Consider the following 12,833-nt stretch of genomic DNA (forward strand, 5'->3'; position numbering starts at 1 on the left):
CCCCCCCCAGCTCCTACACGAGCATCAGCAGCCCGAGCCGCCGTAGCGACTGCCGGATCGACTCAGCGATCTGGCAGGGTGATGTTGAGTTCCAGAATCGAGCAACTGCCCTGGCTTTCCAGTGCAACATGTACGTCGTCGTTACCGATGTTGACGTACTTGCGGATCACGTCGACCAGTTCCTTCTGCAAGGCTGGCAAGTAATCCGGCGTGCTGCGCTGGCCGCGCTCATGCGCCACGATGATCTGTAGACGCTCTTTCGCTACCGAGGCGGTACTTGGCTTTTTGTTGGCACGAAAGAAGTCAAAAAGGTTCATTACCTACCTCCAAACAGGCGCTCGAAGAATCCCTTCTTCGTAACATCGAGGAAACGATGTTCTTTTTCTTTGCCCAGCAGACGATCAACGGCATCGCTGTACGCCTGACCGGCATCGCTCTGGTCGTCGAGAATCACCGGGACGCCCGAGTTGGAAGCTTTCAGAACCGCTTGCGACTCAGGGATGACGCCCAGCAGGGTCACGGCCAGAATTTCCTTCACGTCTTCGACGCCCAGCATCTCGCCATCGCTGACGCGCTGCGGATTGTAACGGGTCAGCAGGAGGTGTTCCTTGATCGGCTCTTCGCCGTTTTCGGCGCGACGCGATTTGCTGGCCAACAGGCCCAGCATGCGGTCGGAGTCACGTACCGAGGACACTTCCGGGTTGGTCACGATGATCGCTTCGTCGGCGAAGTACATGGCCAGGTGCGCACCTTTCTCGATGCCCGCCGGGGAGTCGCAGACCACGAAGTCGAAGTCTTCCTTGAGCGCCATCAGGACTTTTTCCACGCCTTCGACGGTCAGCGCGTCTTTGTCGCGGGTCTGGCTGGCGGCCAGCACGTAGAGGTTTTCCAGGCGCTTGTCTTTGATCAGGGCCTGCTGCAGGTTGGCTTCGCCGTTGACCACGTTGACGAAGTCGTACACCACGCGACGCTCGCAACCCATGATCAGGTCGAGGTTACGCAAGCCCACGTCGAAGTCGACGATCACTGTTTTGTGGCCGCGCAGAGCGAGGCCGGTACCGATAGCGGCGCTGGTGGTGGTCTTACCCACACCACCCTTGCCGGATGTAACCACGAGAATCTTGGCCAAGGTGTTTCACCCCTAAGGAAGAAGGACTTTTTAGCCCCTGAAAAACATCTCTTGAAAACTACTGCAGTCGGACAGCCTTGGCTGGAGTTCGGCGCAAGTCGCACTTGCCGGGGGCAAACGCTCCTTGATCCTTTTTCCTACTTCGTTTGAGCCGTTTTCGCTACGTTTTAGAGATGCTTGGAAAATGCGGCAGTATCCGTTAAAGCCGAATGATGTTCAACACGTCGGCCGACAGGCTGACCTGTACACCGGAGCCCCACAGTGGATCGCGGCGCAAATCTTCGGAAACCTTGTAATGCCCGGCGATGGAGATCAGTTCAGCGCTCAATTGCTGACAGAAAATCCGCGCCTTGGTGTCGCCCTTGACACCGGCCAGCGCGCGACCGCGCATCGGGCCGTATACATGGATGTTGCCATCGGCAAGAAGTTCCGCCCCCGGACTGACCGAGGAAACCACGACCAAATCGCCACCCTGGGCGTATATCTGTTGGCCACCACGTACTGGCGTGGTGATCACACGGGTCGGTTTGACGGTCGGCTCCGGCGGCTTTTCCGGCTTCTTTTTGACTTCCGGTTCCGGGGCTTCCAGCGGTCGTTCCCGGGCGCCGGACGGCGGCAGCACCGGGATGTCGATGGCGATGGCGGCGGCGATGTCTTCGATGCGACTGGCGCGGATCGCCAGGGTACGCAGGCCATGCTGGCGGCACACGCGCATCAGACCGGGCAGATCGACCGCGCCTTCGCCCGGTGGCAGTTTGTCCAGCGCCAGGACCAGCGGGGCATTGCTGAAGAAGTTCGGGGCCTGGGCGACTTTGGCGGCCAGTTGCCGATCGAGGCTGTCGAGGTCGTTACGGGACAACTCCAGCACCGTAATGGCCAGCATGCTGCCCTTCAACTGGAACACAGGATCTTGATCTGGCGATTCGTTTTGGCTCATATCGGCATACAACGGCTTGTCACTAAAAGTGCCGAGACTTATAACGAGAACGCCCGCGAGCCGCAAGCCGGGTCGAACAATGTAGAATGCGCGGCCACTGAATTTACGGAAGCTTTAATGGATCGCCCGCGTTTTCGAAGAGCCTTTCTTTCTCCCCGCTTCTGGCCGCTCTGGTGCGGTCTGGGGCTGTTGTGGCTGGTCGTGCAGTTGCCGTATGCGGTTTTACTGACGATCGGTCGTATTCTGGGCGCATTGATGTATCGCGTGGCCGGCGACCGGCGGCGCATCGCCAAGCGCAATCTTGAACTGTGCTTCCCGGAAAAATCCGCCGCCGAGCGCAAACGCCTGCTCAAGGAAAACTTCGCCTCCACCGGCATTGCGTTTTTTGAAATGGCGATGAGTTGGTGGTGGTCGCGTGAGCGTCTGGCGAAGCTGGCCCACGTCGAAGGCCTGGAGCATCTGCAACAGGCCCAGCGCGAAGGCAAAGGCGTGATCCTCATGGCCGCGCACTTCACCACGCTGGAAATCGGTGCGGCGCTGCTCGGTCAGCAGCACACCATCGACGGCATGTACCGCGAGCACAAGAACCCGTTGTTCGACTTCGTCCAGCGTCGTGGCCGCGAGCGGCACAACCTCGATTCGCTGGCGGTGGAGCGTGACGATGTGCGCGGCATGCTCAAGCTGCTGCGTTCGGGCCGGGCGATCTGGTACGCACCGGATCAAGACTACGGCGCCAAACAAAGTATCTTCGTGCCGTTGTTCGGCATTCAGGCTGCAACGGTGACCGCCACCACCAAGTTCGCCCGGCTGGGCAAGGCGCTGGTGGTGCCGTTCACTCAGGAACGTCTGGCGGATGGCAGCGGTTACCGGCTGGTGATCCATCCGCCGCTGGAAGACTTCCCGGGTGAAACCGAAGAGGCCGACTGCATCCGCATCAACCAGTGGGTGGAAAGTGCGTTGCGCGCCTGCCCTGAGCAATACTTGTGGGCGCATCGCCGCTTCAAGAGCCGTCCACCGGGCGAGCCGAAGCTTTACCCGAAACGGCGCGGCTGATTCACTCACCCTTTCAAGCACCATGGAGCGTTGCGATGAGCCCAGCTGAACCGGTCACAGGTTTGATTCTTTCCGGCGGCGGGGCTCGGGCGGCGTATCAGGTGGGGGTGCTGGCGGCGATTGCCGAACTGCTGCCACTGGGGGCGGACAATCCGTTTCCGGTGATCGTCGGCACTTCGGCCGGGGCGATCAACGCGGTCAGCCTCGCCAGTGGCGCCACCGATTTTCGCGCGGCGATCGAACGCCTCACACTGTTCTGGCAGGGCTTTCGCAGCCATCGGGTGCTGCGCAGTGACTGGCCGGGGGTGATCCGTCAGGCCAGCCGCTTCGTCAGCCACAGCCTGCTGGGTATGGGCCGCCACCTGCCGGTGGCGCTGCTCAACAGCTCGCCCTTACGCGATTTACTCAACGAAAAACTGCACATGTCCGGCATTGCCGAATCCATTGCCTGCGAGCAGTTGCATGCGGTGGCGGTGACGGCGTTCGGTTATGAGTCGGGGCAGGCGGTGACCTTCTATCAGGGCGGCGGCAAGATCGATGCATGGTTGCGGCATCGCCGTATCGGTGTGCCGACGCAGTTGTCGGTGGACCACTTGCTGGCCAGTTCAGCAATCCCGCTGTTGTTCGCCCCGGTGAAAATCGGCGAGGAATATTTCGGTGACGGCGCAGTCCGCCAATCGGCGCCGATCAGCCCGGCGCTGCACCTGGGCGCGAGCCGGGTGCTGGTGGTGGGCGTCAGCGGCAACCCGCGCGGTTTCGATCCTCAGCAACCGCTGGAGCGCTCCTACACCGGTCAGCAGCCCACCCTGGCGCAGATCGGCGGGCACCTTCTCAACAGTACGTTCATCGACAGCCTGGAGAGCGACATCGAGTTGCTGCAGCGTCTGAACCAGTTCAGTCACCTGATGCCCGAGGGCGTACCGACTCGGGAGCTGGGGGTGGCGCCGGTGGAGGTGCTGGTGATTGCGCCGAGTCAGCCGATCGATGAAATCGCGGCGCGGCATCGCCAGGAGTTGCCGGCGGCGTTGCGCCTGTTCCTGCGCGGCCCGGGTGCGACCAAGACCAGTGGGGCAGGGGTGTTGAGCTATCTGCTGTTCGAGGCGGGGTATTGCAGCGAACTGATCGACCTGGGACGGCGCGATGCGTTGGCCAAGCGTGCAGAGTTGTGCCGGTTTCTGGGGATCAGCGAAGCGGTGGTGCCGGCCTGAGATTTGCGGTGCGGCCATTCGCGAGCAAGCCCGCTCCCACATGGGTTCTGTGTCGGTCACAAAACCAGTGTGGGAGCGGGCTTGCTCGCGAAGGCGTCCTTGCAGACGCCACTGATACCAGGATCAGAAGTGGAACTTCACCAGGAAGCTGGTCACGTTCTGATTGGTGGTAAAGCCACGGGAGTCTTCGATCCCGTATTTGTCTTTCCAGTAGTCGTACTCAACACCGACGTACAGCTGCTTCTCGCCAAAATGCAGGGCCTTGCCCAGGTCGTATTTGACCTGCGGGTTGAAGTGCAGGTTGGCGTGATACTCGCCCTTGTTGTTGACGTCGTTGTCGACCACCCAGTCCATGTAGCCGTCGATCAGCACGTTCGAGCTGCCGACCGGAATGGTGTAGGACCAGACCGGAGTGATCTGCCAGACGTTGTCACCCGGACGCGAGCTGTCGGTGTGGCGCTGGTAGAAGTTCAACTGGAAATAGTCGAAACCCGGGATCGCCAGATCGAAGCCAGGACCGATCAGGTACGACTCGACGTCGCCTTCACCGAACTCGTAAGTCATCGCCAGCAACACGTCCTTGATCGGGCCGAACTCGATCTTCTGGTCCAGGACTTTGCCCAGCGAAATACGTGGCTGGAACTCACCATAAGTGGTGTTCGGGCCGACGTTGGCGTCGTCCTTGCCGTTGTAGAAGATCTTGTCGACGAACAGGAAGTTATCCCCGTATTTCCAGGCGTCGGCGTGTTCGAAGGTGACGGTCTGCTGGATCGCCGGGTTGACCTTGAAGTCTTTGCCGTAGAGGTAGGTCAGGCTGTTGTTCTGCCATTGCAGCAGGCCATCGGCCATGGCCTGACCCCCGGCCAACATCGATCCCGCGAGCATCAGGCTGGTGCACATACGTTTCATTCGGTTGCTCCCAAAGTAGGTGTTCCACGTTTATTTTTTTAAGATCGGCGCTCTGGTGTGGCGCCTTTTTTCGTTGCTGCAAAAGTCATCCGATCGGTCAGCTTCGCTGGTGATAGCAAGAGCTGGGCCAAGGCTTTCGAAAAGCAAAAAAACGCCCGTTCGGCTGCTGAAAAACAGTCGATTGAGCGTGTTTTCGGGATGCCTCGGTACTGACCGGGGCCGGGATAAGTTGGCTCTTCGGTCAGGAATTAAATCCGGGCTTTTTTTTAGACCGAATTCAAGAGGCCGCGGAGAATACTGACTCCTCGGCCAGGTCTCAAGTGCCCCGCAACAGAGCACCGACGACAGGTATGGGGCACGGTTGCGGGCCATCTTAGAAGTGCACCTTCACCAGCAGGCTGGCGGTGTTCTGGTTGGTGTCGAGGTTATGGCTGCTTTCGACTCCGTACTTGTTCTTCCAGTAGCTGTACTCGGTGCCGACGTACAGTTGCTTGTGGCTCCAGCCCAGGGCTTTGCCCAGGTCGTATTTGATCTGCGGATTGATGTGCAGGTTGGCGTGGTAGGTGCCGCGCGAGTTCTGGTCGTTGTCGACGACCCAGTCCAGATAGCCGTCGATCAGCAGATCGGAATTGCCCACGGGAACGCTGTACGACCAGCCCGGGGTGACCTGCCACACACCGTCTCCAGGGCGCGGGCCTTCGGTGTGGCGGCGGAAGATGTTCAGGGTCACGTAGTTGAAGCCAGGCACTTTCAGGTCGAAGCCGGGGCCGATCAGGTAGGCCTCGCTGTCGCCTTCGCCGTACTCGTAGGTCATCGCCAGCAGCACGTCCTTGATCGGGCCGAACTCGAGCTTCTGGTCGAAGATCTTGCCGAACGAGAAGCGCGGAGTGAATTCGCCGTAGTAGGTGTGCGGGCCTTTGTTGCGGTCGTCCTGGCCGTTGTAGAAGATCTTGTCGACGAACAGGAAGTTGTCGCCGTACTTCCACTTGTCGGCGTGCTCGAACGTCACCGTCTGCTGGATCGACGGGTTGATCGCGAAGTTCTTGCCGTACAGGTAGCTCAGGCTGTTGGTCTGCCACAGCAGTAAATCGCCGGCCATGGCCTGACTCGCGGCCAGCAGGCCGCCACTCAACAGAACGTTGGTTTGCGTGCGAATCATCTGTTGCTCCCTCTTGTTTTTATTGTTGAAGCAGGGTGTTGCATAGTCCATGTGGGAGCGAGCTTGCTCGCGAAAGCGGTGTGTCATTCAACAGTGATGTTGACTGACATGGCCTCTTCGCGAGCAAGCTCGCTCCCACAGGGGTAATCGGTAATGCTGTTAATGCGCATGGCAGTCGTTGATCGCTGCGCGTTCGGCGCCGCCGAGGATATTGAACAGCAGGTTCAGGGTCAGTGCGCTGAGCGTGGCCATGGCGATGCCGCTGTGGGTGATCGGGCTCATCCACATCGGCAAGTGCGCGAAGAACTCCGGACGCACCACCGGGATCAGGCCCATGCCGATGCTCACCGCCACCAGCAACTGGTTGCGACGGTCACCGATGTCGGCTTCCTGAAGGATCTTGATCCCGGTAGCCGCCACCATGCCGAACATCGCAATCGCTGCACCGCCAAGCACCGCCGGTGGAATCGACGCCACCAGGAACGCCGCTTTCGGCAGCAGGCTCAGCACGATCAGCAGACCACCGGCGACGATGGTCACCGAGCGGCAGCGCACGCCGGTCATCTGCACCAGGCCGATGTTCTGCGCGAACGAGGAGTGGGTGAAGGTGTTGAAGAACCCGGCAAAGAACGATGCAGCCGCGTCACACATCAAGCCGCGACGCAGCATGCGCGGGCAGACTTCCTGGCCGGTGATTTTGCCCAGCGCCAGGAACATGCCGGTGGACTCGACGAAGATGATCACCACCACCAGGCACATCGACAGGATCGGCGCGAGTTCGAATTTCGGCATGCCGAAGTGCAGCGGGGTGACGAACTGAACCCATGGCGCGCTGGCCATGCCGCTCAGGTCGACCATGCCGAGCGCGCCGCAAAGTACGTAGCCGAAACACATGCCGATCAGCACGGAAATATTCACCCAGAACCCGCGCATGAAGCGGTGGATCAACAGAATGGTCGCCAGCACCAGGGCGGCGATGGCCAGGTAAATCGGCGAGCCGAATTGCGCAGCCGCGGCGCCGCCACCGGCCCAGTTCACAGCCACGGGAAATAACGATAAACCGATCGAGGTGATGACTGTGCCGGTCACCAGCGGCGGGAAGAAACGCACGACCTTGGACATGAACGGCGCGATGAGCATGCCGAAGAACCCGGCGGCGATGGTTGCACCGAAGATCCCTTGCAGACCAATACCGGGCATACCGGCCATGGCGACCATGCTACCGACAGCGGCGAAACTGGCGCCCATCATCACCGGCATGCGGATGCCCATCGGGCCGATACCCAGCGACTGGACGATGGTGGCGATACCGGCGACCAGCAGGTCGGCGTTGATCAGGAAGGCGATTTCTTCACGACTCAGGCCAGCGGCCTGTCCGATGATCAACGGCACCGCGATGGCACCGCCGTACATCAGCAGAACATGTTGCAAACCGACCAGGATCAGTTGCAAAAGGGGCAAACGCTGAATGGCGGGTGCGTCGGGGATGCGCGCTTTGGACAGCTCGGACATGCAACACCTCGGATCTTTTTTATTCTTGTGATTGAACAGCTGCCGGGTGGCTCACAGCTGTCCTTTTGCATCATTCATAGTTGTGGCTGCAGAGCTTGTTTGTGGCGAGGGAGCTTGCTCCCGCTGGACTGCGCAGCAGTCCCTGCTCTTCAGGCAAAGAGAGGGGCCGCTTCGCGACCCAGCGGGAGCAAGCTCCCTCGCCACAAAAGCCTGCTTTTACACAGGCTTTTGTCTGGCTCAGTTGGTCTGGGCTCCCTGCGCGATCCATGCACCGATCAGGTCACGTTCCTGCTGGGTCATCTGAGTGATGTTGCCCAGTGGCATGATCTGCGTGGTGATGGCTTGCGCCTGGATCCGCGCCGCGTTCTGGCGGATCTGCTCGGGGGTGTCGAACATCACACCGGCAGGTGCCGCGCTGAACAACGGGCTGGTCGGTTTGGCCGAATGGCAGACCGCGCAGCGTTCCTGGATCACGTTGTGCACCTTGTCGAACGCAGGACCGGCGTTGGACGCTTGCGCCGGTGCCGCAGCAGGGGCTGCTGCTGGCGCTGCAGGTGCCGCCGCTTCAGCCGGTTTCGCGCCACCGCCCAGTGCCGTTTCCGGCAGTGGCTGGTACTCGATTTTCGCGGGTGCCTTGGCCACGTCCGGTGCGGTCGGCATCGGCGCAGGGCCGGTGACGTACGCCAGGGTGATCATGCCCACCGCTGCCACCGGCAGGGTCCAGGCAAACTTGTGGCTGTCGTGACGGGTGTTGAAGTAGTGACGCACCAACACCGCCAACACCGCGATCCCGGCCAGAATCAACCAGTTGTACTGGCTGCCGTAGGTGCTCGGGAAGTGGTTGCTGATCATGATGAACAGCACCGGCAGGGTGAAGTAGTTGTTGTGACGCGAACGCAGCAGGCCCTTGGCTGGCAGCGCCGGGTCCGGTGTGCGGTTCTCGGCGATCGCTGCGACCAGTGCACGTTGCGCCGGCATGATGATGCGGAACACGTTACCGACCATGATGGTGCCGATGATCGCGCCGACGTGCAGGTACGCACCACGACCGCTGAACACCTTGCTGAAGCCATACGCCGCGCCGATGATCAGCACGAACAGGATGAAGCCCAGCAGAGCAGGTTTTTTGCCCAGTGGCGAATCGCAGAGGAAGTCGTAGACGAACCAGCCGGCGATCAGCGAACCGATGCCGATGGCCACGCCTTCAGGGCCGGTCAGGCCGCTGCCGGGTGCCACGAGGTAGAGCACGGGGTTGGAGTAGAACACCACGCACAGCAGCGCGATCCCCGACATCCAGGTGAAGTAGGCTTCCCATTTGAACCAGTGCAGGTTCTCCGGCATCGACGGTGGGGCCAGTTTGTATTTTTCCAGGTGATAGATACCGCCGCCGTGGATTGCCCACAGATCACCGGCAAGACCGGTTTTCGGGTTGACGCGGTTGAGGTTGTTCTCCAGCCAGACGAAGTAGAACGACGCGCCGATCCAGGCCACGCCAGTGATCATGTGAACCCAGCGCACGCTCAGGTTCAGCCATTCCAACAGATGTGCTTCCACAGTCTTTACCTCTCGCCTGTCACCCTTGTTGTCGGGTGATCAGACCTTCTCTTATTGGTGGGGGGCGAGGATCAAACGCTCATCCTCTTTGAAAAAATGCTCATCGCAGTTATTGCCTGTGCCACTGCGATCAACCACCAGGAAGTCATCCCGCTTTTCGATCGTCAGCACCGGGTGGTGCCAGACGCCGCGATGGTAATTGATGCCCTGCCTGCCGTTGGTGACGAAGGCGCGGACCAAGCCTGATACAGGTTCATCGCCAAGTGGCGCGACCACGATCAGAAAGGGGTTGCCGAGCAGCGGAATGAAAGCCTGGCTGCCCAGCGGATGGCGTTCCAGCATGCTCACGGTCAGCGGCATGTCCTGCGCGTCGGCGCGGAAGATGCTGATGATCGCGTTGTCCTCAGGCGTAGCGGTTTCGACCGTCGCCAGTTTGTGGAAGCGCATGGTCGAACCGTTGTTGATCATGAAGTGGTCGCTGCCGTCGGTTTCGATCACGTCACCGAAGGGGGCGAAGGCTTCTTTGGTCAGCGGTTCAATCGTTAGTGTGCGCATGCTGTTCTTCTTATCCGAATTCTGTGTTGTTTGATCTGACGCTTTCGCGAGCAAGCTCGCTCCCACAGGAATTGCGATCAATGTGGGAGCGAGCTTGCTCGCGAATGGTCGCGCCGCTTACTTCGCGACCTTGCCCCAAACGCGCAGGCGGCTCACACCACCGTCCGGGAACACGTTCAGACGGATGTGGGTGATCGGGCCCAGTGCCTTGATCTGCTCGACGAACGTGTGTTCGGCGTGCATTTCCAGCTTCTGGCTCGGCAGCAGTTCACGCCAGAACAGCGACTGGGTTTCGATCTGGCTGTCGGTGCCGCCCTTGACGAACGCGCCCTGGATCGAGCAGGTGTCCGGGTAGTTGCCCTTGAAGTGCAGGGTGTCGACGATGATTTTTTCGATCTCGCCCGGATGGCCCAGCGCGACGATCACCCAGTCATTACCCGGGGTACGACGACGTGCGGTTTCCCAGCCGTCGCCCATGTTGATGCCACGGCCCGGGTTGAGGATGTTGCTCATGCGGCCGAAGTGTTCGTCGGAGCAGGCGAGGGCGCGGCCACCGTTAAGGGCTGCAGCCAGGTCGACTTGCTCGTTATCGCCAACAGCGGACCAGTCGCGGAACGGAATGCCGTACACGCGCAGACGGGCGACACCGCCGTCCGGGTAGATGTTGAAGCGCAGGTGGCTGAACGCTTGGTCGTTGCTGATTTCGTGGTAGTGGTGGCTGTTGCCTTGCAGCTCGACGGCCGACAGCACTTCAGTCCACTGGGTGTTTTCGTCCGGCTCGCCCGAGGCCAGGAAGCACGCTTCCAGCGAGGCCGATGGCGGGAAGTTGCCGGTGAAGAATGAGGTGTCGATGTCCACGCCTTTGATCGAGCCCGGTACGCCCAGACGGATCACCGCGCTGTCGTAGCCTTCAAAGCGCTTGCGACGCGATTCCCAGCCGTCCATCCACTTGCCGTTGTCGTCGAACACACCCTCCTTCCACACGGCCGGGGTCGGCTGAAACAGACGATTGGCGTCTGCGAACCAGTCATCGGTGACCGAGATGATTTTGGTGCCCAGACGGGCATCGGCCAGGTTGACGAACTTCTCGAAAGGTACGGCGTAAGCTTTCATTCTTCTTGTCTGCCTTTAAATAAGTGGCTGGGGATGCTTGCGAGGCCCTGGGCATTCTCCGCGTCTGACATGCTCGGGCCAGGCTTGCTAAAGAGTCAGTAAACGGAACAGGGCGATCTTGTTGATCTCCGCCAGCGCGCATTTGAATTCGGTGTCGACCGAGTTGTGAATGCGCGTTTCGAACGCCGCGAGGATCTGATGCCGGTTGCTGCCTTTTACCGCCATGATGAAGGGAAACTTGAACTTGGCTTTGTAGGCGTCGTTCAGCTCGGTGAAGCGCTGGAACTCTTCGGCCGTGCATTGGTGAATACCGGCGCCAGCCTGTTCATTGGTGCTGGCTTCGGTCAATTGGCCCTGGACGGCGGCTTTGCCGGCCAGGTCCGGGTGAGCGTTGATCAGTGCCAGTTGACTGGCGTGATCGGCGCTCAACAGGATGTCGCTCATGCGCTGGTGCAGAGTTTCGATCTCGTCGATCGAAGCGTCCACGCCCAAGTCGTAGGCCTTCTCGGCCACCCATGGCGAATGTTCGTAGATGTCGGCGAAGGCTTTGACGAAGGCGTCGCGGCTCAGAGTCGACGGTTGCAGGGTTTGAAAGCGGCTCATTTGGCGGCCCCTTGGTACGGGTGGGTTGCGTGCCAGTGGCGTGCGATGTCGACGCGACGGCTGAACCACACCTGTTCATGACTTTTAGCGTATTCGATGAAGCGCTTGAGCGAGGCCAGACGCGCCGGACGGCCGATCAGGCGGCAGTGCAGACCGATCGAGAGCATCTTCGGCGCTTCGGCACCTTCGGCGTAGAGCACGTCGAATGCGTCTTTGAGGTATTCGAAGAAGTCGTCGCCCTTGTTGAAACCCTGAACTTGCGTGAAGCGCATGTCGTTGGTGTCGAGGGTGTACGGGATCACCAGGTGCGGCTTGCCGGTCGGGTTGTTCGGTTCCCAGTAGGGCAGGTCGTCGTCGTAGGTGTCACAGTCGTAGAGGAAACCACCTTCTTCCATCACCAGCCGACGGGTGTTCGGGCCGGTGCGGCCGGTGTACCAGCCCAGTGGGCGTTCGCCGGTGAGTTCGGTGAGGATGCGGATCGCTTCGAGCATGTGCTCGCGCTCCTGCGCCTCGTCCATGTACTGGTAGTCGATCCAGCGGTAGCCGTGGCTGCAGATCTCGTGACCGGCTTCGACCATCGCGCGGATCACGTCCGGGTGGCGCTGGGCGGCCATGGCCACGGCGAAGATGGTCAGTGGAATGTCGAATTCCTTGAACAGTTTCAGAATCCGCCAGACGCCGGCGCGGCTGCCATACTCGTAAAGCGATTCCATGCTCATGTTGCGCGCGCCTTGCAGCGGCTGGGCAGCGACCATTTCCGAGAGGAAGGCTTCAGATTCTTTGTCGCCGTGCAGGATGTTACGTTCGCCGCCTTCTTCGTAATTGAGCACGAACGACAGGGCGATGCGGGCATTGCCCGGCCAGTGTGGGTGAGGAGGGTTACTGCCGTAACCGATCAGGTCGCGTGGGTAGTCAGCGCTCACTGCAGTCTTCCTTCTTGTTCGTTGACAGGTTTGTGTAACGGCATGCACAGGCTGGCGTCACAGCGATGGGCTGATTGTATACAACTTTATTCTCAATTTGTAAGCCTGATTTTTCGCATTTTTCACCGACTGTCATCTTTTGCTGCTAATGGCGTAAACCTGCAAGAAACCTGCCTGA

Annotated in this window: 13 protein-coding genes; 2 read left to right on the forward strand and 11 right to left on the reverse strand. The window is 60.3% G+C overall.

Annotation, left to right across the window (positions count from 1 at the left end; genetic code table 11):
• Nucleotides 1-62: 62 nt before the first annotated feature.
• The 3 genes from minE to minC all read right to left on the reverse strand — a co-directional run bounded on the left by minE (nucleotide 63) and on the right by minC (nucleotide 2,066).
• Nucleotides 63-317, reverse strand: coding sequence for a cell division topological specificity factor MinE (gene minE, locus NTD85_RS22050; RefSeq protein WP_003223146.1), 255 nt, complete (start codon nucleotides 315-317; stop codon nucleotides 63-65).
• Complete coding sequence (gene minD, locus NTD85_RS22055; protein ID WP_003223148.1) at nucleotides 317-1,129, reverse strand: septum site-determining protein MinD; 813 nt, start codon at nucleotides 1,127-1,129, stop codon at nucleotides 317-319. The genes minE and minD overlap by 1 nt, the downstream gene beginning before the upstream one ends.
• 199 nt (nucleotides 1,130-1,328) lie before the next feature.
• Nucleotides 1,329-2,066 carry a septum site-determining protein MinC gene (gene minC / locus NTD85_RS22060; RefSeq protein ID WP_045122352.1) on the reverse strand — a complete coding sequence of 246 codons (738 nt, stop codon included), beginning with the start codon at nucleotides 2,064-2,066 and terminating at the stop codon, nucleotides 1,329-1,331.
• A 117-nt stretch (nucleotides 2,067-2,183) separates the two neighbouring features.
• Between minC and NTD85_RS22065 the strand changes: the two genes are divergently transcribed.
• Both NTD85_RS22065 and NTD85_RS22070 read left to right on the forward strand, forming a co-directional pair.
• Nucleotides 2,184-3,119, forward strand: coding sequence for a lipid A biosynthesis lauroyl acyltransferase (locus NTD85_RS22065; protein ID WP_003223152.1), 936 nt, complete (start codon nucleotides 2,184-2,186; stop codon nucleotides 3,117-3,119).
• Nucleotides 3,120-3,154: 35 nt separating this feature from the next.
• Nucleotides 3,155-4,327 (forward strand): patatin-like phospholipase family protein, encoded by a 1,173-nt coding sequence (locus tag NTD85_RS22070; RefSeq protein WP_262143220.1) that lies wholly within the window; start codon nucleotides 3,155-3,157, stop codon nucleotides 4,325-4,327.
• Between the two features lie 123 nt (nucleotides 4,328-4,450).
• Here NTD85_RS22070 and NTD85_RS22075 read toward each other — a convergent pair whose 3' ends face one another.
• The 8 genes from NTD85_RS22075 to puuE all read right to left on the reverse strand — a co-directional run bounded on the left by NTD85_RS22075 (nucleotide 4,451) and on the right by puuE (nucleotide 12,655).
• Nucleotides 4,451-5,236: an outer membrane protein OmpK gene (locus tag NTD85_RS22075; protein WP_003223156.1), complete on the reverse strand. Its 786-nt coding sequence runs from the start codon at nucleotides 5,234-5,236 to the stop codon at nucleotides 4,451-4,453.
• Nucleotides 5,237-5,609: 373 nt separating this feature from the next.
• The gene (locus tag NTD85_RS22080) at nucleotides 5,610-6,395 is read right to left on the reverse strand and encodes an outer membrane protein OmpK (RefSeq protein WP_201138331.1); all 786 of its coding nucleotides are present in this window, start codon (nucleotides 6,393-6,395) and stop codon (nucleotides 5,610-5,612) included.
• A gap of 159 nt (nucleotides 6,396-6,554) precedes the next feature.
• Nucleotides 6,555-7,907 (reverse strand): nucleobase:cation symporter-2 family protein, encoded by a 1,353-nt coding sequence (locus tag NTD85_RS22090; protein ID WP_003223161.1) that lies wholly within the window; start codon nucleotides 7,905-7,907, stop codon nucleotides 6,555-6,557.
• A 237-nt stretch (nucleotides 7,908-8,144) separates the two neighbouring features.
• Nucleotides 8,145-9,461: a urate hydroxylase PuuD gene (locus tag NTD85_RS22095; RefSeq protein WP_201138329.1), complete on the reverse strand. Its 1,317-nt coding sequence runs from the start codon at nucleotides 9,459-9,461 to the stop codon at nucleotides 8,145-8,147.
• A gap of 51 nt (nucleotides 9,462-9,512) precedes the next feature.
• A complete protein-coding gene (locus NTD85_RS22100) occupies nucleotides 9,513-10,016 on the reverse strand; it encodes an ureidoglycolate lyase (protein WP_007960046.1) in 504 nt (167 codons plus the stop codon).
• A gap of 117 nt (nucleotides 10,017-10,133) precedes the next feature.
• Entirely contained in the window at nucleotides 10,134-11,129 is a 996-nt protein-coding gene (gene alc / locus NTD85_RS22105; protein WP_262143221.1) for an allantoicase, read from the reverse strand.
• Nucleotides 11,130-11,216: 87 nt separating this feature from the next.
• A complete protein-coding gene (gene uraD / locus NTD85_RS22110; protein ID WP_098967921.1) occupies nucleotides 11,217-11,732 on the reverse strand; it encodes a 2-oxo-4-hydroxy-4-carboxy-5-ureidoimidazoline decarboxylase in 516 nt (171 codons plus the stop codon).
• Nucleotides 11,729-12,655, reverse strand: coding sequence for an allantoinase PuuE (puuE, locus tag NTD85_RS22115; protein WP_003223169.1), 927 nt, complete (start codon nucleotides 12,653-12,655; stop codon nucleotides 11,729-11,731). The genes uraD and puuE overlap by 4 nt, the downstream gene beginning before the upstream one ends.
• Nucleotides 12,656-12,833: the final 178 nt, after the last annotated feature.

It is taken from the genome of Pseudomonas sp. 13B_3.2_Bac1, assembly GCF_025466205.1.
In the GTDB taxonomy this organism is placed as follows: Bacteria; Pseudomonadota; Gammaproteobacteria; order Pseudomonadales; family Pseudomonadaceae; genus Aquipseudomonas; species Aquipseudomonas fluorescens_H.